This is a genomic window from Streptomyces sp. NPDC050147 (genome assembly GCF_040660195.1).
GTDB lineage: Bacteria > Actinomycetota > Actinomycetes > Streptomycetales > Streptomycetaceae > Streptomyces.
The window spans coordinates 636017-658397 of the sequence record NZ_JBFALJ010000001.1 but is presented as its reverse complement, the minus strand read 5'-3'; the positions used below and the strand labels follow the sequence as shown (position 1 = coordinate 658397).

Sequence of the window (22381 nt, the reverse complement as noted above, 5' to 3'; positions counted from 1 at the left end):
GTCCCGGAGGTCAGGTCAGCCGAACCGTCTCACGAAGCGCCGCTGCCACGGCGTCTCCACCGCCCGCGGCGCATAGTGCTCCCGTACATACGCGACCGCCTCGTCGCCCGGCACCCCGTCCAGCACCGCGAGGCACGCCAGCGCCGTCCCCGTGCGGCCGAGGCCGCCGCCGCACGCGACCTCGACCCGCTCCTCCCGCGACCGCTCCAGCGCCTCACGCAGGGCGGCGGCCGTCGCCCCGCGGTCGGTGGGCAGCCGGAAGTCCGGCCAGCGGACCCACCGGGCCTCCCAGTCGACGGCGGGCGGCTCCTTGCCGAGGAGATACAGCGCGAAGGCAGGCTCCGGGCCCCGCGGAAGCGGTCGCCGCAGGCCTCGGCCGCGGATGAGCCGGCCCGAGGGGAGTCGCAGTACGCCTGATGCCGTGGGGTCCCAAGTCGCAGTCATGACGCGACGGTAGTGCTGGGCATGCCTGTCGCGTCCTCCGACCCGGTCTCAAGCCGCTCTGCCGTCCGCCGTGCCGTCTCCCTCGCCCACCGGCCGCTCGTCAGCGCACCCAGTACCAGCACCGCGAGGCCGCAGCCCGCGATGATCCACCAGGCGGGGCGGCTCGCCTCCGTGAAGGTGGCGGCGTACGACGAGGTTCCCACCCCGGAGGCGAGGACCGCCCCGATGACGGCGACGCCGAGGGTCTGGCCGATCTGGCGGCTCGTGGAGGCGACGGCGGCGGCGACGCCCGCCTGGGAGCGGGGCATTCCGGAGACGGCGGTGTTGGTGATCGGGGCGTTCACGAAGCCGAAACCGAGACCGAAGAGGACATAGCCGAGGAGGAGCGTCGCGTTCGTGGTCTCGGCGTCGAAGGCGGCGAACAGGACCCCGGACGACGTCATCGCGACCCCCGCCACCAGGAGCGGGACACGCGGGCCCCGGCTGCCGACCAGGCGGCCCGACAGCGGGGCGCAGACCAGTGTCATCGCGGCCATCGGCAGCATCCACACGCCCGCGTGCAGGGCGTTCAGGCCGCGTACGTTCTGGAGGTAGAGCGTGGAGAGGAAGAGGAAACCGCCCAGCGCGGCGAACGCGCAGACCGCGATCACGGTGGCCCCGCTGAAGGGGGCTGATCTGAAGAAGCGCAGGTCGATCAGAGGATCGGCGCGGCGCGGCTCGTAGGCGATGAGGCCGAGCAGGGCCAGGAGCGCGGTGGCCGCGAACGCGATGATCAGCGGCGAGGTCCAGCCCGCGGTCGGCGCCTCGATGATCGCGTACGTCAGGGCGCCGAGCAGCACGATGATCAGGAGCTGGCCCACGGGGTCGGGGCGGCGTGGCTCGGGGGCGCGGGACTCGGGGACGTACCGGATGGTGAGGAGCAGCGCCGCGAGGCCGACCGGCAGGTTGATCCAGAAGATGGAGCGCCAGCCGACGGAGTCCACCAGGAGGCCGCCCAGCAGCGGGCCCGTCGCCATGGAGATGCCGACCACGCCGCCCCAGACCCCGATGGCGCGGGCGCGCTCGCGCGGCTCGGTGAAGGTGTTGGTGATGATCGACATCGCGACCGGGTTGAGCATGGACCCACCGACCGCCTGGGCCATGCGGAAGGCCACGAGGGACTCCAGGTTGGGCGCGAGGGAGCAGGCGACCGAGGCGAGCGTGAAGATCACCAGGCCCACCTTGAATATCTTCCGACGCCCCACACGGTCCGCCGTCGACCCCGCGAGCATGAGGAGCGCGGCGAGTACGAGGGTGTAGGCGTCGATCGTCCACTGCATGCCCGAGATGCTGGTGCCGAACTCCCGCGCCATGGTGGGCAGGGCGACGTTCAGGACGGTGTTGTCGAGGCTGACGATGAGCAGGCTCATGCAGCAGATCGCGAGGATGAGCATGCGTCGGCGGTGCGTGAGCTCTTGCGGGGGCATGAGTTCGACGGTAACCCGGCGGGCTGGGCGCCGCCCTCGTGGGCCGCGCCCCTCACCCGAGCCCGCGGGGCAGTCGCAGACTCAGGAGTGCGAGGCCGATGAGCCCGGCCAGTTGGACGCCGAGGACGATCGCGAACGCGTCCCGCATTCCGGAGCCCGACGCCAGGGCCAGGAAGAGCGAGCCGAGGGTGGCGACGCCGACGGCCAGGCAGGACTGTTGCACCGTCGCCGCGAGGCCGCTGCCCGCGCCCGCCCGCTCGGCCGGTACCGCGGCGAGCACGATGCGGTAGTAGAGGGCGAGCTGTACGCCCTGGCCGACGCCGCAGAGAGCGAGTCCCGGGGCGAGGACGAGCGGGCTCAGCGACGCCCACGGCGTCCACAGCACCGTGAGCGCGAGGACCGCGAGGCCCGTGCCGTGCACCAGCGCGCACAGCGGCAGCGCGCGGCTGCCGAGCCGTTTCACCAGGCGTGGGGCGAGCATCGACGCCGCGAACTGCGCGACGCCCATGGGGATCAGGGTCAGACCGGACTTCAAGGGGCTGAAGCCCAGCCACTGCTGGAGCGTCACCGCGCTGACGAACATCCAGCCGGCGAAGCCGATGAAGATGGGCAGGCCGAGGGTGAGCCCGATCCGTACGCCGGGTTCGCGCAGCAGGGACGGGGGCAGAAGCGGGCTGCCGCCGGTGCGCTCCGCGCGCAGTTCGACGCGGGCGAACGCCCAGGCGAGGAACGGTGAGGCGAGCAGGGAGAGCACCGACCAGAGGGGCCAGCCCGCGGCCCTGCCCTCGGTCAGGGGCAGCAGCAGCGCGATCAGGGACGCGGCGAACAGGAGCGTGCCGCCGATGTCGCCGCGGGTGGGCTGCGCGGCGCGGCTGTCCGGCACGGAGCGCACCGCGCAGAACAGGGCGGCGACCGCGACCGGCACGTTCACCAGGAACACGGCGCGCCAGCCGGTGCCCGCCAGGTCGGCGGAGACCAGGACGCCGCCGAGCACTTGGCCGAGGATCACGGAGATGCCGCCCACCGAGCCGTAGAGGGCGACCGCCCTGGACCGCCGCTCGCCCCGCGTCGTCGCGTGGATGGTGGCGAGGACCTGCGGCAGCATCAGCGCGGAGGCCGCGCCCTGGGTGACGCGCGCGGCCACGAGCCACCAGGCGCCGGGCGCGAGACCGCAGGCCAGCGAGGTCACGCCGAAGGCGGCGACACCCCAGAGGAAGAGCCTGCGGCGCCCGTACGTGTCGCCGAGCCGTCCGCCGAGCACGAGCAGCACGGCGTACGCGACGGCGTAGCCCGCGACGACCATCTCCAGGGTGGCGGGGGAGGCGTTCAGGTCGTGCTCGATGCTGGGCAGGGCGACGTTGACGATGAAGAAGTCGATCATCGGGAGCGCGGCGCCGAGCAGGATGGTGACGAGGCCGAGCGGGGTCAGGGCGGGGGAGTCGGCGGCTGTGGCGGACCGGGCCGCCGGGGCGGGCTCGGGCTTCAGGACGTGGGCCGTGGAATTCGTCAGGTTCACGAGTACGACGCTCGGCGAACCTTCAGCCTGGTACCAGAGTCTCTTTATCCTGGTACCCGCACTACCTGGAAACAGGGTCGGCATACGGGCAAGCTGTTCCCATGGACACCGCAGCGCCCACGCAGCCGGGCGACCGTATCCGCCGCAGTGAACTCGCCGACTTCCTGCGCAGCCGCCGCGAGCGCATCACGCCCGAGCAGGCGGGCCTGCCGCGCGGCCCCCGCCGTCGTACGCCGGGCCTGCGCCGCGAGGAGGTCGCGCACCTCTCCACGGTGGGCGTCACCTGGTACACGTGGCTGGAGCAGGGCCGCGCCATCCACGTCTCGGCCCAGGTGCTCGACGCGCTGTCCCGTGCCCTGATGCTGGACGCCGGTGAGCGCGCGCACCTCTTCCAGCTCGCGGGCACCGCCGACCCCTCCCCGGCAGCCGAGACCGCTTCGGTCCCGCAGGGCCTGCTGCGGATCGTCACCCAGCTGGAGCCGTACCCGGCGTGCGTGCAGAACGCCCGCTACGACGTCCTCGCCTACAACGCGACGTACGGGAATCTCCTCACCGACCTCGACGTGCTGCCGCCCGAGGACCGCAACTGCATGTGGCTGACCTTCACGCACCCCGCCTGGCAGGCCGCCATGGACGACCGGGCGGAGACGATGCGCCGGATGGTGGCCAGGTTCCGGGCCCGGATGGCGGGGCACCTCGCGGATCCGGCGTGGAAGACGCTGCTCAGGAGGTTGCGCAAGGCGTCGCCGGAGTTCTGCGAGCTGTGGGAGCGGCACGAGGTGATGCAGGCGGTCGACCAGACCAAGCGCTTCACGAATCCGGTCGTGGGCCCACTGCATTTCACCTACCACGGTCTGTGGCTCGGCCCGGCCGAGGGCCCGCGCCTGGGGACGTACGTCCCGGCGGACGCGCGTTCGCAGGCGGCCACGGAGGAGCTGCACCGGCTGGTGAAGGCCGGGCGCGTGGGCAGTCGCGCGGATGGGGGACAATAGGAGGTCTGCCCCCTCTCAGCCCGCTCGTCCCGGAGGAATCCCGCGCCATGGAGCCCCAGCTTCAGATCGGCCCGCACGCCGTGCGGCCGCCCGTCGTGCTCGCGCCCATGGCGGGCATCACGAACGCGCCCTTCCGGACGCTGTGCCGGGAGTTCAGCGGCGGTAAGGGGCTCTTCGTCAGCGAGATGATCACGACTCGGGCGCTGGTCGAGCGCAACGAGAAGACCATGCAGCTGATCCACTTCGACGAGACCGAGAAGCCCCGGTCCATCCAGCTGTACGGGGTCGACCCGGCCACCGTCGGCAAGGCCGTCCGCATGATCGCGGAAGAGGACCTGGCCGACCACATCGACCTGAACTTCGGCTGCCCCGTCCCCAAGGTCACCCGTAAGGGAGGCGGCTCCGCGCTCCCGTACAAGCGGCCCCTGCTGCGCGCGATCCTCCGCGAGGCCGTAAGCGGCGCCGGCGACCTGCCCGTCACGATGAAGATGCGCAAGGGCATCAACGACGAGCACATCACCTTCCTCGACGCGGGCCGCATCGCCGTCGAGGAAGGCGTCACGGCGATCGCGCTGCACGGCCGCACCGCCGCCCAGCACTACGGCGGCACCGCCGACTGGGACGCCATCGCCCGCCTCAAGGAGCACGTGCCCGAGATCCCGGTGCTCGGCAACGGCGACATCTGGTCCGCCGCCGACGCGACGCGGATGATGAAGGAGACCGGCTGCGACGGAGTCGTCGTCGGCCGCGGCTGCCTCGGCCGCCCCTGGCTCTTCGCCGACCTGGTGGCGGCCTTCGAGGGCACGGGCGCGCCCAAGGCCCCTGACCTGCGCGAGGTCGCCGCCGTCATGCTGCGGCACGCGACCCTGCTCGGCGAGTGGATCGGCGACGAGGCGCGCGGTGTCATCGACTTCCGCAAGCACGTGGCCTGGTACCTGAAGGGTTTCGCGGTCGGCTCGGAGATGCGCAAGCGTCTCGCGATCACCTCGTCCCTCGCCGAACTCGAGGACGGGCTCGGCGAGTTGGACCTCGACCAGGCGTGGCCGGTGGGAGCGGACGGTCCGCGCGGCCGGACGTCGGGCAACAACCGCGTCGTCCTGCCGGACGGCTGGCTGAAGGACCCCTACGACTGTGCGGGCATCAGCGAGGACGCGGAACTGGACACCTCCGGCGGCTGAACCGCCGAATCCCGCGTCGAGGGCCCGGAGGTCTCGTGGCCGCCGCGGATTTGGCCTGAACACTTTTCCTCGCCGGGGTGCGGCGAAGCGCTCTGTCGGCGGTCCGCGCCCCGGTCGGCGTACGAGTGGCACCCGACCGTCTCGCCGCGCGTCCGGATACTGACATCAGACCGCTTCAAACGGCGTGATTCTCGCCACCCCTGATAGGCGTTGCGCTCAGATGAGCGGTTTCAGGGCGCCTGCACTTCTCCAAGGGGTGGCACTCAGTGCCACTGCTCGATCATTCACAAGATGAACTCACATCTGAGTGCGAGCCGCTCATGTGAGCAAAACGCCAGGTCTACGGGCGTTGCGCATTCAAGAGTTGAACGAATGATCCACCGTGCAGCTACCGCCGAGTCACTTTCGATCTACTGGCGGACGGGTGGTTACAGCCGCATGACGCGCAAGTGGACGTACCCATGCGCCTTCGATCTGGGTATGTTCCTCGCCGTCAGGGCAGCCACCGAGTCCTCGAGGAGTCGAGACCCGTGTCGGAAAACAAAGATCCCCACGTAGCGCAGAGCGATGCGAACGTCAGCGATGCGAGCGATGCGAGCGATGCGGCCGTGAAGTTCGTCTACGACTTCACCGAGGGCAACAGGGACCTCAAGGACCTTCTCGGCGGGAAGGGCGCGAACCTCGCCGAGATGACCAACCTCGGGCTGCCCGTCCCTCCGGGCTTCACGATCACCACCGAGGCCTGCAAGACCTACCTCGCCAGCGGCGAGGAGCCGGTCGAGCTGCGCGACGAGGTGAGCGCGCACCTCGAGGCCCTTGAGAAGACCATGGGCAAGAAGCTCGGTCAGGCCAATGACCCGCTGCTCGTCTCGGTCCGCTCGGGCGCCAAGTTCTCCATGCCCGGCATGATGGACACCGTCCTGAACATCGGGCTCTCCGACAAGTCGGTGACCGGTCTGGCCAAGCAGTCCGGCGACGACCGCTTCGCGTGGGACTCCTACCGCCGCCTCATCCAGATGTTCGGCAAGACCGTCATGGACGTCGACGGCGAGCTCTTCGAGGACGCCCTGGAGGCCGCCAAGGCGGCCAAGAAGGTCACGGTCGACACCGACCTGGAGGCCGGCGACCTGAAGAAGCTGGTCACGAAGTTCAAGAAGATCGTCAAGACCGAGGCCGGGCGGGACTTCCCGCAGGACCCGCGCGAGCAGATGGACCTCGCGATCCGCTCGGTCTTCGAGTCCTGGAACACCGACCGCGCCAAGCTCTACCGCCGCCAGGAGCGCATCCCCGGCGACCTGGGCACCGCCGTCAACATCTGCTCGATGGTCTTCGGCAACCTCGGCCCGGACTCCGGCACGGGCGTCGCGTTCACCCGCGACCCGGCCAGCGGCCACCAGGGCGTGTACGGCGACTACCTGACGAACGCGCAGGGCGAGGACGTGGTGGCGGGCATCCGCAACACCGTCCCGCTCGCCGATCTCGAGCAGATCGACAAGAAGTCGTACGACCAGCTCATGCAGATCATGGAGACCCTCGAAACGCACTACAAGGACCTGTGCGACATCGAGTTCACCATCGAGCGCGGCCAGCTGTGGATGCTCCAGACCCGCGTCGGCAAGCGCACCGCCGGTGCCGCCTTCCGCATCGCGACGCAGCTCGTCGACCAGGGCCTGATCGACGAGGCCGAGGCGCTGCAGCGCGTCAACGGCGCCCAGCTCGCCCAGCTGATGTTCCCGCGCTTCGACGACACCGCGAAGGTCGAGCAGCTCGGCCGGGGCATCGCCGCGTCACCCGGTGCCGCGGTCGGCAAGGCGGTCTTCGACTCGTACACGGCCATCAAGTGGTCGCGTTCGGGCGAGAAGGTCATCCTCATCCGCCGTGAGACCAACCCCGACGACCTCGACGGCATGATCGCGGCCGAGGGCATCCTCACCTCCCGCGGCGGCAAGACCTCGCACGCCGCCGTCGTCGCCCGCGGCATGGGCAAGACCTGCGTCTGCGGCGCCGAGGAGATCGAGGTCGACACCAAGCGGCGCCGCCTGACCGCGCCCGGCGGTGTGGTCGTCGAGGAGGGCGACGTCGTCTCCATCGACGGCTCGACGGGCAAGGTGTACCTGGGCGAGGTGCCCGTGGTCCCCTCGCCGGTCGTCGAGTACTTCGAGGGCCGGATGCACGCGGGCGCCGACGACGCCGACGAGCTGGTCGGCGCCGTGCACCGGATCATGGCGTACGCGGACCGAGTACGCCGCCTGCGGGTCCGCGCCAACGCGGACAACGCCGAGGACGCCCTCCGCGCCCGCCGCTTCGGCGCCCAGGGCATCGGCCTGTGCCGCACCGAGCACATGTTCCTCGGCGAGCGCCGCGAGATGGTCGAGCGGCTGATCCTCGCCGACGCGGACGGCGAGCGCGAGGACGCCCTCAAGGAACTCCTGCCGCTCCAGAAGCGCGACTTCGTGGAGCTCTTCGAGGCGATGGACGGCCTTCCGGTGACGGTGCGCCTCCTGGACCCGCCGCTACACGAGTTCCTGCCGGACATCACGGAGCTCTCGGTCCGTGTCGCCCTCGCCGAGTCCCGCAAGGACTCCAACGAGAACGACCTGCGCCTGCTCCAGGCGGTGCACCGCCTGCACGAGCAGAACCCGATGCTGGGCTTGCGAGGCGTACGCCTCGGCCTGGTCATCCCCGGCCTGTTCACCATGCAGGTACGGGCCATCGCCGAGGCCGCCGCCGAGCGCAAGAACGCCAAGGGCGACCCGCGCGCGGAGATCATGATTCCGCTCGTCGGCACGGTCCAGGAGCTGGAGATCGTCCGCGAGGAGGCCGAGCAGGTCATCGCGGAGGTCGAGGCGACGACCGGCGTGGAGCTGAAGCTGGCGCTCGGCACCATGATCGAGCTGCCGCGTGCCGCGCTCACGGCGGGCCAGATCGCTGAGGCCGCCGAGTTCTTCTCCTTCGGCACGAACGACCTCACGCAGACGGTCTGGGGCTTCTCGCGCGACGACGTGGAGGCGAGCTTCTTCACGGCGTACCTGGAGAAGGGCATCTTCGGGGTCTCCCCGTTCGAGACCATCGACAAGGACGGCGTGGGCAAGCTGGTGAAGGACGCGGTCAAGGCAGGCCGCGCCACCCGGCCCGACCTGAAGCTCGGCGTCTGCGGCGAGCACGGCGGCGACCCGGAGTCCGTGCACTTCTTCCACGAGGTGGGCCTGGACTACGTCTCCTGCTCCCCGTTCCGCATCCCGGTGGCCCGCCTGGAGGCAGGCCGCGCGGCATCCGAATCGGCGGGCAGCGACCACCGGTAGGCCTCACGGCCACCGGCGAACTCCGGGCCCGACCTCGTGTCCCCGACCCTCACCGATGCGGGGACGGGCCCGGTCCACCAAGAAGGGGCAGCTCCCTGTGCGGGGGAGCTGCCCCTTCGGGTTGCCGCTACCGGCTCATTCCGATCTCAGTTCGCGGCTGTTGGCTCGGTTCTTTGCGATGTTCCGGGTCTTCTTGGTGTTGGCCGACTCGGCGACCACGGCGAGTACCGCCGGTGACCTCGACCACTCGGCGAGGTGGCGCTGCATCCAGTCCGTGACCTCCGCCAGCTCGGCCGGTGTCGGCACGTGGCCGTCCTTGACGGACAGGTAGAACAGCCAGTCGTCGATGCGGCGGCGGATGAACGCGCGGAATGCCTCCACCTTGAGCCGGTCGATCTCCGGCAGTAGTTCGCCCGACCACTGCCGGAACTCGGCAGGGCTGGTCACCTTCATCGCGATCTCGTCCACGAGGGCGACCACCGCCCCCTTGGAGATCGACTCCAGGGGGTCCCGCAGAATCGTGGCCACGAGCGCGCGGTCCCGGTCGCGGCTCCGCGAGGAAGCGATCACCGAGACAACGCGTCGGTACGCGGACGCTCGCACGTGCTCGTCCGCGACGGCTTCGTCCACGTCCACGTCGATGATGCCGGCCTCCGCCAGCAACTCGGCCACATCGGAATGCAATGTCATCGCTTCATCCCTACTTGCAGGGTTTCTTGCCGGCCTCGGCGGCCTCGCGCTGCTCCTTCGCAGCCCGCTCCTCCGCCTGACTTCGCTTGCCGAGCTTCCTGACGGCGGTCCTGATCTGCGGCTTGAAATGCTCCACCGCTTGTCGCTGCTTGCTCGAAAGCTCCGGTTGGTTGTGGAGGGGCTTGCCGTTCGGGCCGATCCTGACCTCGCGACCCCCGCCACCGGTGACATGGGCGTGCGCCGGCTTGTCGACGTCGTACTCGTGCACGACGATTTTCACGCCGTTCTTGCTGACGTCGAGGAGGGACAGGCCGAGAGGGTCGATCCACATGAACGGGTTCGGCACGTAACTGTGCGGCGCGAAGCCGCCGGCGAGACCGATCGGGTCCGCGGTGAGGTAGCGGGCGGTTTCGGGGTCGTAGTGCCGGAAGTAGTTGTAGTGCAGGCCGGTCTCGGGGTCGTAGTACTGGCCGGGGAAACGCAGAGGTGTGTAGGCGGTGGCGCCTCGGTTCCAGACCGTGGTGCCCCAGAGGGTGCTCCTGGTGCGCCAGGCGATGTCGCCCTGCTCGTCGAGGAGCTCGGTCGGGGTGCCGACGAGGTCGGTGGCGATGGCGTAGAAGCGGGCGTCCACTTCTTCGTCGGTGAGGTGTTTGCGCTCTGTCTGGGCCAGGGGGAGCAGGCCGTCGTGGTCCCAGGTGAGGGTCACTGATTCCGGTGCGCCCGGGGTGTGGCTCGTCTGTTCGCAGAGGGTCATGTCGTCCCAGGTGAAGTCGGTCTGTTCTGCCACTTCCTGCTTTGCCACCCCCTGCTCTGTCGCGCCGCCCTGTTCCGTCACGCGCTGTTTGGATACGCGGCGGCCCAGGGGGTCGTAGAGGTAGCGCCACCTCGTGCCGTCGGGGGTCACCACGGACGTGAGGCGGTCTTCCGCGTCCCATTCGTAGTGCCAGGTGTCGGGTTTGCGGGACAGGCGGGTCTTCTGGCGCAGGGTGGTGCGGCCCGCCGTGTCGTACGCGTAACGGACGTTGCCTGCCGCGGTGATGCGGGTGCCGGTGTAGGTGCGTGCGCCTGTTGCCTCCTGGCCCGGCATGGGGGACGGCCAGGAGGCGTTGGTCTGGTTGCCCGCCGCGTCGTAGGCGTACGTTTCCGTCCAGCCTGCCGCGTGGACCGCGGTGACGCGGCCGGCCGCGTCCAGGTCGAAGCGCCGTGTGCCGTTGAGCTGGTCCTCCATGCCGGTCAGGTGGTCGTCCGCACGGTAGGTGTACGCGCGGCGCTGGATGCGCGTGTTGGCCGGGCCCATCAGTTCCTGTTCCGTCAGGCGGCCCACGACGTCGTACACGTTCGTCAGCGTCAGGGTCTCGCCGACCGTGCGGGTGAGTTCCCGGCCCGACCCGTCGTGCGTGAACGCCATCCTCCTGCCGGACGAGACCAGTTCGGTGCGACGGCCTGCCGCGTCGTACGTCCAGGTGCTCCTCGCGCCGGACGGTGTGGTGCGGCCGGTGCGGCGGCCCAGTTCGTCGTAGGTGTGGGTCAGGGTGCGGCCATTGACCGTTTCCGAGAGCAGACGGCCTGAGGCGTCCCTCTCCAGGGTCAGTGTCACGTCCGGGCTCACCGCCGCGGTGAGGCTGCCTGACGCGTCGTAGGCGAAGCGCGTGATCGCGGCGCCTGCCACGTTCTGCGTGACCGTCCGGCCCAGCGCGTCCCGTTCGAAGACGATCTCGTCGCCCGCGGCCGTCGTGCGGGTCGCCAACTGGCCCGCCGCGTCGTAGGTGTACGTCAGTGCGCGGTCGTCGAAGTCCGTCTCCGCCACCAGGCGGCCTGCCGGGTCGTACTCGTAACTCCAGGTCAGGCCCTGCGGGTTGGTGACCTTGCGGAGCTGGAGCTGGGTGTCGTGGAGGAACTCGTAGCGGACGCCGTCGGGGTCCGTGCGGGCCGCGATCAGGTCGAAATGCGTGTATTCGTGTGTCGTGGTCGCGCCCATCGCGTCCGTGTGCGAGACGCAGTTCCCCTCGCCGTCGTACGTCCACGACTCCGACGAACCGTCCGCCTCCGTGCGCCGCGCCAGCTTGCCCTCCACCGTCCACTCGAGCAGCGTGGTCGCGCCCGTCGGGTCCGTGATCGTGTGCACGCGGCCGAAGGCGTCGAGGGCGTAGCGGGTCACCGCGCCCAGCGGGTCGGTGACTTCCAGCGGCAGCCCCGCCGCGTTGCAGCGCCGCTCGGTGGTGTGACCGAGGGGGTCCGTGATGGTGGACACGGCTCCCGTGGCGTCATGGGTGAAGTGGTGCGTCATGCCGTCGGGGGCGGTCACGCTGATGCGGTTGCCGCGCTCGTCCCATGCCTGGCGCTGGACGGTGTCGCCCGGGCCGACGATCTCGACCAGCAGGTTGAGGTCGTTGTACGTCGCACTGGCGCATGTGCCGTCCGGCGCACGCGTCGCGGTCAGGTTGCCCTGCTCGTCCCAGGTGTTCTCGGTGCGGTGCCCCAGCGCGTCGGTGCGGGAGAGCAGGTTGTTCCAGCTGTCCCACTCGGTGTGGACGGTGCCGCCCAGCGGGTCCGTCTCGGACAGGAGCTGACTGAGGTCGTTGTAGCGGTAGACGGTGGTGTGGCCGAGGGCGTCGGTGTAGCGGGTTTCCCGCTCATCGGGGCGGTACTCGATGGTGCAGGACAGGTGGCCGGCGGTGCTCTCGCCGCGGACGCAGCGGTCCTCGTCGTCGTAGGTGAAGCGGTACCAGGTCTGGTTGCTGTCGGTCCAGGACGTGATGCGGGCCCGGTCGTCGTAGTCCAGCCGCAGCCGCGCGCCGACCGAGTCGTGGACCTCGGCCAGGTTGCCCACCTCGTCGTAGCCGTACGCGGCCACCAGCGTGCCACCGGAAGCGTCCTCGGGGCCGGGGCCGGGGCCGGGGGCGAGCAGACGCAGCGCGGTGACGCGGTGGTCGTCGGTGTCGACCTTCAGGTGGTAGCCGCCGGTGTGGCGTATCGCCGTGGGTGCCCCGGTGGGGTCGTGGTCGATGTCGAGGCGGTTGCCGTTGCGGTCGGTGACGGCCCGCAGCGGCAGAGTCCGTTCCCCGGCCGTGGTCTCCGTGCTGGATGTGACCGCGAGGAAGTGGCGGACGTGGCCGGTCTGTGGGTCCGCGACCGTGACCGTCCCCGCGTCGTCGACGGTCAGCGGCCGGCGGGGGCCGTGAGCGGGGAGCACCGGTGCGCCACCGGGGGCGGGGTGGGGGTAGGACAGGAGCTGGCCGTCCTCGGTGGCGTAGACCAGGCCCTCGTCGTCGATCACGACCCGCTCGTCCAGCGTGGAGGCCCACGAGTGTCCGTACCAGTGGCCCCAGCGGTACGTGGACAGGTGCGTGCGATGGAGGACGAGGGGGAGCAGGCCCGGCAGGACGACGTCGGTCTGCTCCATGAGCATCTCGCCGGAGATCATGTCGATGGGGTCGCCGTTCTTGCAGCGGCCCTTGGCCGGCTTGCCCTTGCCCGCCACCTTCTTCATGCCGCCCGTGAGGGCGTTGCGGAGGCCCCGTCCCCCGGAGCGCAGTCCGCGGGCGGCGGCCTTGAGGCCTTTGGCCGTTCCGGCGAGGCCACGGAGGGAGGAGAGGGCCTTCATGCCGGGGATGCAGTCGAGGGCGGCGAAGGCGACGTCCAGTAGCCCGGCTTCTCCGTTGGCGTATTTGTTGAGGGTGTCGGCGAGGACGACGAGGGCGGCGATGAGGACGATCGCGCCGAGGATCGGGCCGCCGACGATCAGTGCGATGACGCCGAGGACGGCGACGACGACCTTGCAGACGGCGACGATGGTGTCCCAGTTGTCGGTGACCCAGTCGCCGACCTCCTCCCACCACTTACGGTTCTGGACGCCCGCGTCGGAGGCCTCTTCGAGTTTCTTCTTCGCCGTCCCGGCCGCGTTCTCGCGCATCTTGCGCGCGTCCTCGGCCATCTTCTTCGCCGCGTCGAGGTTGCCCTTCGCGGCGCTGACGTCCGACTTGGCGGCCGTCTGGGCCTTCTGGGCGGAGTCGGCGTTGCGGGTGGCGGCCTTGACCTTGTCCGGGTCCGGCTTGGGGACGTCCTTGCCGGCCTTGGAACCGCCGTCGTCGTCCTTGTACTTGTCGGCTTCCTTGCCCGCCCTGTCCATCCAGGAGTCGGCCGAGGTCAGGCGGGACTGGGCGGCGCTGAGGCTGGTCTGCGCCTCGCGGCCCTGGGCGAGGGCCTTGTCGGCAAGGGCCTGGGAGCGTTCCAGCTCCGGCCAGTACGCCGAGAGGGCGTCGCCGGCCATCTCGTAGCTCTTCTTGAGCTTCTTCAGCTTGCCCGGCGCGTCCTCGAACTCCGCCGTGAAGGACTTCGCCGTCTTGCCCGCCCAGGTAAGGATCGCGTCCTCGCCCGCCATCCCCTTGATGTCACGGAGGACTTTCGAGACGTCGTCGGCGAAGTCGTGCAGGCTCTTGGCGAGGTTGCGGACCCTGTCCGGGTCCCCGGGCGTCGGGTCCTTGTCCAAGTCCAGGACATGCCAATCCGCCGGACGATTCCCCGCCATCTTGCTCCCCCGTCATGTCACACGCATACGTCCTCAGACGCCCAGAAACCCATCTGGCAATGCTCGCGTGCAACGGTATCCGGTCAAGCAGCCCACCTGGGCTGCTCCTTCGGGCGTCAGCGGCGTGCCTCGCGCAGCATGGCCGCCAGCGCCCGCCGGGTGGCGCACTCGCGCCAGTCGCACTTGCACCGGGGGCAGTGCAACGCGTGGGACAGCATCGCGCGGTACGCCAGATTCGCCGGGTCCTCCGCCGGCCCGGCGGCGTTCCTGCGCCCGCCACGCTCCACCATGTCGACTCCGTCCACTCTCCTGTGCCCCGGACCGCTCGCGTTTGCCGGGGCCTTGCCGCAAGACTTCCGTGGAACCGGGGCCGTTGGACGCAACGAAGAGGCATACGCGGCCGAGCTCTTGGTGTGCGGAACACGAAGTGCGCCCCCCGGCGTGTGCCCGGCGCGTGACCGGGGTGAGCGGGGTGACCGGGGTGAGCGGTGAGGCTACTCGGCGCTCTCCAGCAGGGACTTGAGCCCGGCCAGGCGCTCGCGCCAGAACGCCTTGTACGCCGCCACCTCCGCCGCGTCCGCCAGCTTCTCGTGGCGGACGCCCACCAGCGTTTTCGCCGGGCCCTTGACCGTGACCCCCACGGAGAGACGGCTGGTGGCGCCCGTCGCGTCCTTGAGGTCGGCGGTCACCGACTTGGCGGGGCGGTGCGTGCGCAGCGTGAAGTCGACGCCGGGGAGCCAGCGGTCGCGTACGCCGTCGTCCGCGAAGGCTTCGACGACTTGGGCCGCCGAGGCCGCGATCGTCTTGCTGCCGCTGGTCCGCCAGTCGCCCGTACTGCTCTGGCCGACCTCGCGCAGGCCCCGCTCCTGCTCGTAGCCGACGGCCACGGACTGGGCGTACCAGCCGTCGACGGCGTGCTCCTCGCGGACGTGGCGGGCGATCTCCGTGTGACTGCGCGAGGCCGCGCCCCAGGCGTCGAGCACGGCGAACCACTGCGGCCAGCCCTTCCCCGTCGCCTCGCGCAGCGTCTCGTCCGCCAGTTTCTCGGTGATCTTCTTGCCCGCAGTGCCTGTACCGCGCACAGCGCCCGTACCGCCCGCAGCGCCTGTCTCACCCGTGCTTCCGCTCATGGCGCGACGCTAGGACCGGCCTCGCCCTGCCGCAAGGCGAGAGCCCGAGGGGTGCAGTGCCTCACCCCTTCAGCGCCGCGTATCGCACCCCTGTGAGGCTCTCCGACGCCTCCCAGAGCCGCTCCGACGCCGTGTCGTTCAGCGTCCACTTCGCCCGCCACGACCTTCCCGGCGCTCCCTGCCACCCCAGGACCCGAGGTCCGGTGAACGAGTCGGGGCGGACGTCCGGTGCCGTGGCCGCGTACAGCGACGGCAGTGCGCCCTTCGTCGCGGGCTGGGCCAGGGCGCGGTTGCCCAGCCACATGACGCGCTCGGCCACCTTGCGCCCCTCCATCTTGGGCCCGGCGGCCTGGAGGTTCGTCTGCGCGTACCCGGGGTGCGCCGCCGCGGCCACGACGCCGGAGCCGGTGGCCGCGAGCCGCCGGGCCAGCTCGTGGGTGAAGAGGAGGTTCGCCGTCTTGGAGCGGCCGTAAGCGATCCAACGGCGGTAGTCACGCTCGCTGTTGAGGTCGCCGATGTCGATGTTCGCCAGAGCGTGGAAGGCGCTGGACACCGTGACGATCCGGGCCCCCGGCGTACGCAGGAGCCGGGGCAGCAGCAGTCCGGTGAGCGCGAAGTGGCCCAGGTGGTTGACGCCGAACTGCGTCTCGAAGCCGTCCGCCGTCTGCCGGTGGGGCAGCGCCATCAGGCCCGCGTTGTTGATGAGGAGATCGAGGCCATCACCGGCCCCCTCGTCACGGGCGTACGACTCCGCGAAGGCCCGCACCGACCCCAGGTCCGCCAGGTCGAGGCACCTGAACCCGGCTACTGCCGAGGGGACTTCGGCACGTATGCGTTCCAGCGCCCGCGCCCCCCTCTCCTCGCTGCGGCAGGCGAGCACCACGCGCGCGCCATGACGGGCGAGTTCGCGCGCGGTGACGTAGCCGATGCCGCTGTTGGCGCCGGTGACCACGGCGGTTCGGCCGCTCTGGTCGGGGATGTCGCTCGCGTTCCAGCCCGTCATGACACAGCTCCCTCTGCTTGGGCGCACGCCTGTTCCTACCCGAGAGTAGGCGGTGCGAGCCAAGGGCCCCAGGGCAGGGAGTCAGGCCGCGGCGCCCCCGTCGATCACCAGATCCGCGCCCACCACCGACGCCGATTCGTCCGAGGCGAGGTACAGCACGGCGGCCGCGACCTCCGCGGTCGACGAGACGCGGCCGAGCGGGTTCGCGCCCTTCATCCGCTCCGTTCGCTCGGCCTCGCTCTCACCCGGGCGCAGCGACATGGTGGTGTCGGACGAGCCGGGGCTCACCGCGTTGATCCGTATCCCGTCGCCGATGTACTCGACCGCTGCGCCCTTGGTCAGCGCGGAGACGGCAGCCTTGGTGACGCCGTAGCCGATGGTGCCCGGCAGGCTGGTGTGGGCGCCGAGGGTGGAGGAGATGTTGACGATCGCCCCGCCGCCGGACTGCGTCCGCATCTGCCGCACCTCGGCCTGGAGCGCGAGCAGTGCGCCGGTGACGTTGATGTCGAGCATCGTCCGCCAGTCCTCCTCGGGCAGCTCGGCGACCGGCTGCCCGGCGCGCAGGACGCCCGCGTTGTTGACGGCCACGTCCAGCGAGCCGAACCGCTCGACGGAGGCGTCGACGAGAGCCGTGAGGTCTGCGGAGCGCGAGACGTCGGCCGGGACGGCGAGCGCCGTGCCGCCCGCGTCCTCGATGAGGCCCACGGTCTCCTTGAGCGGACCTTCGGTGCGCCCGGCGACGACGACGTTCGCGCCCTCGGCGGCGAAGGCGAGCGCCATGGCACGGCCGAGGCCGGAGCCGCCGCCGGTGACGAGGGCGGTGCGTCCTGCGAAGCGGGCGCGAGGTGCTGAAGTCATGACGGAACTCTTTTCTTGAACGATCGGTTCAGTATGAGGGCATGAAAAAGAAGGCCGGGAGTGATTGATCCGGGAAAGGCGGCTCTCAGTCGAGCAGGCTCAGTGCCTGCTCCGTCGCGTCCCGTACCCGCGCCGGGTCCGTGGACGCCTTGCCGACCACGCGCAGCCCCTGCATCAGGGTCAGCAGCATGCGTGCGACGGCGAGCGGGTCGCGATCCTCGGGGAGTTCGCCCTGGGACTGGGCGCGCACGAGCGCGGAGTGCAGCAGTGTCTCCATGTACTCCCAGCTGCGCTCGACGCAGCGGGTCGCCGCCTCGTCGTGCGGACCGAGCTCGGCCGCCGTGTTGGTGATGAAACAGCCGTTGGCGCGCCCTTCGTCGGAGGCTGCCTCGCGTCCGAAGCGGCGCACCACCGAGCGGACGGCGGGTAGTGCCGGGCCAGGCTGGGAGAGCTCGTCGAGCAGGCGCGGGTTCTGCAGCGTCGCGTACCGCTCCAGCGCCTTCAGGTACAGCTCGTGCTTGTTGCCGAACGTCGCGTAGATGCTGGCCCGGCCGATGCCCAGCTCCTCGACCAGGTCGGCCATGGACGTCGCCTCGTAGCCGCGCCGCCAGAACAGCTCTAGGGCCGACTGGAGCGCGGCGTCCGGATCGAATTCCTTGGTCCTGGCCACGAGGAGACCGTAAGTCGTTCCGGAACGATCGGTCAAGTAATTCCGCTAGGCGAGCCGGACCTTGTGCGTCTCCACCGTCACGGAGTCGTCGTCCAGGCACCGCCCCGTCTCCAGGTCGAACCGCTGCTTCAGGAGCGGCGAGGCGACGAACGGGCGGCCCGCCGCCGCGCCGAGCAGGCCGCGCGAGAGAACCGCGGCGCCCGTGAACGGGTCGCGGTTGTCGATCGCGTACGCGCGGCCCGCGCGGTCGATGAAGAGCGCGGCCTGGCGGCCGTCGGGGAGGAGGGCGGCGATGCCGCGGCCCGGCAGGAGCCGGGCGCGGTCGCAGACCTCGAACCAGTCGTCGTCCAGGTGGAGTTGCACACTCATCGGAGTCGTCGTCGGAATGCTCATCAGGATGCGGCACCTTCCAGGTCGCGAGGGCGGGAGCCGATGGACAGCAGCGGCAGGTCCGGCTTGATCTGGTCCCGTTCCGGGACGAAGCTCACGGTCGGGTCCGGGACGTCCGGCGCGTTCACGAAGGACACGAACCGTGCGAGACGCTCGGGATCGTTGATGGTCTCGGCCCACTCGTCGCGGTAGTGCGCGACATGGTCGGCCATCAGGGCCTCCAGCTCGTCACAGAGGCCGAGCGAGTCATGGACGACCACGTCCCGTACGTGGTCCAGGCCGCCCTCGATCCGCTCGATCCAGGTCGAGGTGCGCTCCAGACGGTCCGCCGTGCGGATGTAGAACATCAGGAACCGGTCGATGAGCCGCACCAGTTCGGCGTCGGACAGGTCCTGCGCGAGCAGGTCGGCGTGGCGCGGGGTCGCGCCGCCGTTGCCGCCCACGTACAGGTTCCAGCCGCTCGACGTGGCGATCACGCCGAAGTCCTTGGACTGCGCCTCCGCGCACTCGCGCGCGCAGCCCGACACGGCCGACTTCAGCTTGTGCGGGGAGCGCAGGCCCCGGTAGCGCAGCTCCAGGTCGATCGCCATCCGGACCGAGTCCTGCACGCCGTAGCGGCACCAGGTCTGCCCCACGCACGACTTCACCGTCCGCAGCGACTTGCCGTACGCGTGCCCCGACTCGAACCCCGCGTCCACCAGACGCGTCCAGATCAGCGGCAGTTGCTCGACGCGCGCGCCGAACATGTCGATGCGCTGGCCGCCGGTGATCTTCGTGTAGAGCCCGAAGTCCCGTGCCACCTCGCCGATCACGATCAGCTTGTCCGGGGTGATCTCGCCGCCGGGGATGCGCGGCACGACCGAGTAGGAGCCGTTCTTCTGGAGGTTGGCGAGGAAGTGGTCGTTCGTGTCCTGCAGGGAGGCCTGCTCGCCTTCGAGTACGTAGCCGTCGGCGCCGATCGTCGGGGCCAGCGAGGCGATGATCGAGCCGACCGTCGGCTTGCAGGTCTCGCAGCCCTCCGTGCCACGGGCGGACTCGCGGCCGTGGGAGTCCAGGAGCCGCCGGTAGGAGGTGATCCCCAGGGTGTGGACGATCTCGTACAGCTCCTGGCGCGTCTGGGCGAAGCAGCCGCACAGGCCCTTGTCGACCTCGACGCCCGACGCCTCCAGCTCGTCGTTGACCAGCCGGCCGAGCACCTTCACGCAACTGCCGCAGCCCGTACCGGCCTTGGTGCACTTCTTGACCTCGGGCACGGTCGTGCAGCTGTGCTCGGTGACGGCGCCGCGAATCGCACCCTTGGTGACGTTGTGGCAGGAGCAGATGACCGCCGAGTCCGGCAGCGAGGACGGTCCGATCGACACCGGGCCGCCGGCGCCCGCGGGAAGCACCAGCTGCTCCGGCGAGACCGGCGGCACGCTCCCGGTCAGCGGACGCAGCACGCCGTACGCCTCCGCGTCGCCGACCAGGACACCGCCGAGCAGCTCGCCGTCCGCGCCGATGACCAGCTTCTTGTACGTGCCCGAGCGCGAGTCCGAGTAGACGACGTCCAAACAGTCCGGGGTCGCGCCGTGCGCGTCGCCGAAGGAGGCGACGTCCACACCGAGGAGCTTCAGCTTGGTCGACATGTCGGCGCCGGTGAAGCTGGACTCCTCGGCGGCGATCGCGGCGGCGACGGTCTCGGCCATCTCATAACCGGGCGCGACAAGCCCGTACACCCGGCCGTCCGACGCCTGGGCGCACTCGCCGATTGCGTACACGTCCGGGTCGCTGGTGCGGCACTGCTCGTCGACGGTGATGCCGCCGCGCTCGCCCACCGAGAGGCCGCTGTCACGGGCGAGTTGGTCGCGGGGCCGCACACCCGCCGAGAACACCACCAGATCGGTGGCGAGTTCGCTGCCGTCCGACAACTTCATCCCGCTGACGGCGCCCTCGGTGCCGACGATCTCCTGAGTGCCGACGCCCGTGTGCACGGTCAGGCCCATGCCGGTGATGGTGCGCAGGAGCGCGGCGCCGCCGCCCTCGTCGACCTGCACCGGCATGAGCCTCGGCGCGAACTCGACCACGTGCGTGGCGAGTCCGAGCCCGCGCAGCGCGCCCGCGGCCTCGAGGCCGAGCAGTCCGCCGCCGACGACGGCGCCGGTCGTGGCGTACGTCTTCGCGTACTCCTCGATGGCGAGCAGGTCCTCGATCGTGCGGTAGACGAAACAGCCCGGGGTGTCCTTGCCCGGCACCGGCGGCACGAAGGGGAAGGAGCCGGTCGCGAGGACGAGCGTGTCGTAGGCGAAGGTCTGCCCGGAGCGCGCCGTGACGGTCTTCGCCGCGCGGTCGACGCTCTCGGCCGGGTCGCCGACGTACAGCTCGATGCCGTGCTTCTCGATGAACTCCGGGTCCGTGAGCGAGAGTTCTTCGGGCGTGCGGCCCGAGAAGTACGAGGTGAGCTGTACGCGGTCGTAAGCGGGCCGCGGCTCTTCGCACAGGACGACCACGCGGTGCGTGTCGGTGAGGCCGCGTGCGGCGATGGCCTCGAGGAAGCGCTGGCCGACCATGCCGTGCCCGACCAGCACGATGGTGTTGTCGTGCGCGCTGTGGCGGGGGGTGTCCGTGGGCATCTCAGAGGCCTCCGTCGTGGGTGAGCAGGTGGAGCAGGGGGCTGCCGTCGTCGGGCAGCGGGTCGTCGGCCTCCCAGGCGCGGGCGAGCGCGCCGACGGCGCTCAGCTCACCGAGCAGAACGCCGCCGACGAGGCGGTCTCCGCGCACGACGACCTTGCGGTACGTGCCACGGGTGGCGTCCGCGAGCTGGACGACGTCGTCGTCGGGCCGGTGCTCGGGGTCGCCGAAGGCCGCCAGGTCCAGGGGAGCGGAGCCGGGGCGTCCGTTGTGCAGGGTGAGGCGGGTGAGGGCGCGGGTGCCTGCGTAGGGGCGCGCGTCCCGTGGTGACAGCAGGGAGTCCGCGAGGGCGTCGGCCTGTTCGAGCGCGGGCGCCGCCAGGCAACGCGCCTCACCGGAGTGCTCGGCGCAGTCACCGATGGCGCGGATGTGCGGGTCGGAGGTGCGCAGCTCGTCGTCCACGACGATGCCGCGGCGTACGTCCAGGCCCGCGGCCTGCGCCAGCCCTGTGCGGGGGCGGACGCCGCAGGCGAGGACGGTGAGGTCCGTGCCCAGTACGTAACCGTCGGCGAGCTCGACCGACTGGACGGCCCCGCCGGCCTGTCGCACGCCGCGCACCCGGCACTCGGTGTGCACTTCGACCCCGAGCTCGGTGAGATGCCGGTGGACCAACGCACTGGCGGACGGATCGAGCTGCCGCTCCATGAGCCGGTCGCCCTGCTGGGTGAGGACGACCTGGGCGCCACGGACGGCGAGCGCGCGGGCGGCCGAGACGCCGAGCAGCCCGCCGCCGATGACGACGACGCGGGTGCCGGGCCCCACGGCCTCGGACAGGGCGAGGCAGTCGTCCATGGTCCGAAAAGCGTGCACGCCGCGGGGCAGGTCGGTGGCGCCCGGCTCGAAGAGACCGCGCAGTGGCGGGAGAACGGGGTTCGATCCGGTCGCGAGGACGAGGGTTCCGTACGGGACGACGCTGCCGTCCGCGCAGTGCACGAGGCGGTCCGCGCGGTCCACGCGGACGGCGCGGGTACGGAGGAACTCGCCCGGGACCGGCGGCAGTCCGATGACTTCCGGCCCGAAGCGTCCGGCGAGGACGTCGGCGAGGAGCACGCGGTTGTACGGTGCGTGCGGCTCCTCCCCGATGAGTACGGCCCCGGCGCCGCCGCTGCCCCCGAGACGCTGGGCGAGCCGGACACCGGCGAGGCCGCTGCCGATCACCACCACGCGTGAGGAGCTCGCGGGGTTCGCGGGGCTCGGGGTCGATGAGGTCATGTACGGCAGAGTGCGGGGGCGGTGTTACCCGGTCGCATCCTTGCTGTTTCCCTCGGGGAACGCTGCCCTCAGCGGGCGCGGGGGTCGGCTGTGAGGGTGTCGCCCCGTGTCCTCCTCCGGCGGCACGGGCCTGTCCCGTCTTTTCCGCCGGCCCGTTGCCCTGCGTCTGGTCCTTGCCGAACGGGCCTTCCCGTCCACCCGCCCGATTGCCCCGCAGTCGGCGATGTTCGTGAGGGGACGTGTCGGTTTGTCTGCCCCGAGCACGGTTCGCGGCGCTCCGGGGCCGAAGTAGCCCGGCGGTCACCGGACGACAGCGAGGACGGACATACCGGCGC

Annotated in this window: 16 protein-coding genes; 3 read left to right on the top strand and 13 right to left on the bottom strand. The window is 70.8% G+C overall.

All coding sequences use genetic code 11. The features are described from left to right. Positions 1 to 15: 15 nt before the first annotated feature. From AB0I94_RS03095 to AB0I94_RS03085, 3 genes are read right to left on the bottom strand one after another with little or no spacing between them, the layout of a single operon-like run. The gene (locus tag AB0I94_RS03095) at positions 16 to 444 is read right to left on the bottom strand and encodes a protein-tyrosine phosphatase family protein (RefSeq protein WP_363307605.1); all 429 of its coding nucleotides are present in this window, start codon (positions 442 to 444) and stop codon (positions 16 to 18) included. Then, complete coding sequence (locus AB0I94_RS03090; RefSeq protein WP_363307604.1) at positions 441 to 1910, bottom strand: MFS transporter; 1470 nt, start codon at positions 1908 to 1910, stop codon at positions 441 to 443. Before AB0I94_RS03090 ends, AB0I94_RS03095 begins: the two co-directional genes overlap by 4 nt. Before the next feature lie 52 nt (positions 1911 to 1962). Then, the gene (locus tag AB0I94_RS03085; protein WP_363307603.1) at positions 1963 to 3426 is read right to left on the bottom strand and encodes an MFS transporter; all 1464 of its coding nucleotides are present in this window, start codon (positions 3424 to 3426) and stop codon (positions 1963 to 1965) included. Positions 3427 to 3527: 101 nt separating this feature from the next. Here AB0I94_RS03085 and AB0I94_RS03080 point away from each other — a divergent pair, with 101 nt between their 5' ends. The 3 genes from AB0I94_RS03080 to ppdK all read left to right on the top strand — a co-directional run bounded on the left by AB0I94_RS03080 (position 3528) and on the right by ppdK (position 8898). Then, complete coding sequence (locus AB0I94_RS03080; RefSeq protein WP_363307602.1) at positions 3528 to 4418, top strand: helix-turn-helix transcriptional regulator; 891 nt, start codon at positions 3528 to 3530, stop codon at positions 4416 to 4418. A 47-nt stretch (positions 4419 to 4465) separates the two neighbouring features. Continuing rightward, positions 4466 to 5596: a tRNA dihydrouridine synthase DusB gene (dusB, locus tag AB0I94_RS03075; protein WP_363307601.1), complete on the top strand. Its 1131-nt coding sequence runs from the start codon at positions 4466 to 4468 to the stop codon at positions 5594 to 5596. 608 nt (positions 5597 to 6204) lie between these two features. Then, a complete protein-coding gene (gene ppdK / locus AB0I94_RS03070; RefSeq protein WP_363307757.1) occupies positions 6205 to 8898 on the top strand; it encodes a pyruvate, phosphate dikinase in 2694 nt (897 codons plus the stop codon). A gap of 135 nt (positions 8899 to 9033) precedes the next feature. On the opposite strand, the gene AB0I94_RS03065 is transcribed toward ppdK, so the two are convergent. From AB0I94_RS03065 to AB0I94_RS03020, 10 genes are all read right to left on the bottom strand, one after another. After that, positions 9034 to 9588 carry a hypothetical protein gene (locus AB0I94_RS03065; protein ID WP_363307600.1) on the bottom strand — a complete coding sequence of 185 codons (555 nt, stop codon included), beginning with the start codon at positions 9586 to 9588 and terminating at the stop codon, positions 9034 to 9036. 10 nt (positions 9589 to 9598) lie between these two features. Continuing rightward, the gene (locus AB0I94_RS03060) at positions 9599 to 14116 is read right to left on the bottom strand and encodes an RHS repeat-associated core domain-containing protein (protein ID WP_363307599.1); all 4518 of its coding nucleotides are present in this window, start codon (positions 14114 to 14116) and stop codon (positions 9599 to 9601) included. A gap of 116 nt (positions 14117 to 14232) precedes the next feature. Continuing rightward, complete coding sequence (locus tag AB0I94_RS03055; protein WP_363307598.1) at positions 14233 to 14421, bottom strand: hypothetical protein; 189 nt, start codon at positions 14419 to 14421, stop codon at positions 14233 to 14235. 189 nt (positions 14422 to 14610) lie between these two features. After that, positions 14611 to 15246 (bottom strand): hypothetical protein, encoded by a 636-nt coding sequence (locus tag AB0I94_RS03050; RefSeq protein WP_363307597.1) that lies wholly within the window; start codon positions 15244 to 15246, stop codon positions 14611 to 14613. A 61-nt stretch (positions 15247 to 15307) separates the two neighbouring features. Beyond that, positions 15308 to 16249, bottom strand: a complete 942-nt coding sequence (locus AB0I94_RS03045; protein ID WP_363307596.1) for an oxidoreductase — start codon at positions 16247 to 16249, stop codon at positions 15308 to 15310. Between the two features lie 81 nt (positions 16250 to 16330). After that, entirely contained in the window at positions 16331 to 17107 is a 777-nt protein-coding gene (locus AB0I94_RS03040; RefSeq protein WP_363307595.1) for an SDR family oxidoreductase, read from the bottom strand. An 85-nt stretch (positions 17108 to 17192) separates the two neighbouring features. After that, a complete protein-coding gene (locus tag AB0I94_RS03035; RefSeq protein ID WP_363307594.1) occupies positions 17193 to 17777 on the bottom strand; it encodes a TetR/AcrR family transcriptional regulator in 585 nt (194 codons plus the stop codon). 45 nt (positions 17778 to 17822) lie between these two features. After that, positions 17823 to 18173: a nitrite reductase small subunit NirD gene (gene nirD / locus AB0I94_RS03030; RefSeq protein WP_363307756.1), complete on the bottom strand. Its 351-nt coding sequence runs from the start codon at positions 18171 to 18173 to the stop codon at positions 17823 to 17825. Next, on the bottom strand, positions 18170 to 20776 hold the full coding sequence (gene nirB, locus AB0I94_RS03025; protein ID WP_363307593.1) for a nitrite reductase large subunit NirB: 2607 nt from the start codon (positions 20774 to 20776) through the stop codon (positions 18170 to 18172). The genes nirD and nirB overlap by 4 nt, the downstream gene beginning before the upstream one ends. Before the next feature lies 1 nt (position 20777). After that, the gene (locus tag AB0I94_RS03020) at positions 20778 to 22046 is read right to left on the bottom strand and encodes an FAD-dependent oxidoreductase (RefSeq protein ID WP_363307592.1); all 1269 of its coding nucleotides are present in this window, start codon (positions 22044 to 22046) and stop codon (positions 20778 to 20780) included. Positions 22047 to 22381 lie beyond the last annotated feature (335 nt).

Bases quoted from the DNA above. Each gene is read 5' to 3' on its own strand.
- nirB (WP_363307593.1), bottom strand. From the start codon at position 20,776: ATGCCCACGGACACCCCCCGCCACAGCGCGCACGACAACACCATCGTG.
- AB0I94_RS03060 (WP_363307599.1), bottom strand. From the start codon at position 14,116: ATGGCGGGGAATCGTCCGGCGGATTGGCATGTCCTGGACTTGGACAAG.
- AB0I94_RS03040 (WP_363307595.1), bottom strand. From the start codon at position 17,107: ATGACTTCAGCACCTCGCGCCCGCTTCGCAGGACGCACCGCCCTCGTC.
- AB0I94_RS03090 (WP_363307604.1), bottom strand. From the start codon at position 1,910: ATGCCCCCGCAAGAGCTCACGCACCGCCGACGCATGCTCATCCTCGCG.
- dusB (WP_363307601.1), top strand. From the start codon at position 4,466: ATGGAGCCCCAGCTTCAGATCGGCCCGCACGCCGTGCGGCCGCCCGTC.
- AB0I94_RS03045 (WP_363307596.1), bottom strand. From the start codon at position 16,249: ATGACGGGCTGGAACGCGAGCGACATCCCCGACCAGAGCGGCCGAACC.
- AB0I94_RS03095 (WP_363307605.1), bottom strand. From the start codon at position 444: ATGACTGCGACTTGGGACCCCACGGCATCAGGCGTACTGCGACTCCCC.
- AB0I94_RS03050 (WP_363307597.1), bottom strand. From the start codon at position 15,246: ATGAGCGGAAGCACGGGTGAGACAGGCGCTGCGGGCGGTACGGGCGCT.
- AB0I94_RS03065 (WP_363307600.1), bottom strand. From the start codon at position 9,588: ATGACATTGCATTCCGATGTGGCCGAGTTGCTGGCGGAGGCCGGCATC.
- AB0I94_RS03020 (WP_363307592.1), bottom strand. From the start codon at position 22,046: ATGACCTCATCGACCCCGAGCCCCGCGAACCCCGCGAGCTCCTCACGC.
- AB0I94_RS03080 (WP_363307602.1), top strand. From the start codon at position 3,528: ATGGACACCGCAGCGCCCACGCAGCCGGGCGACCGTATCCGCCGCAGT.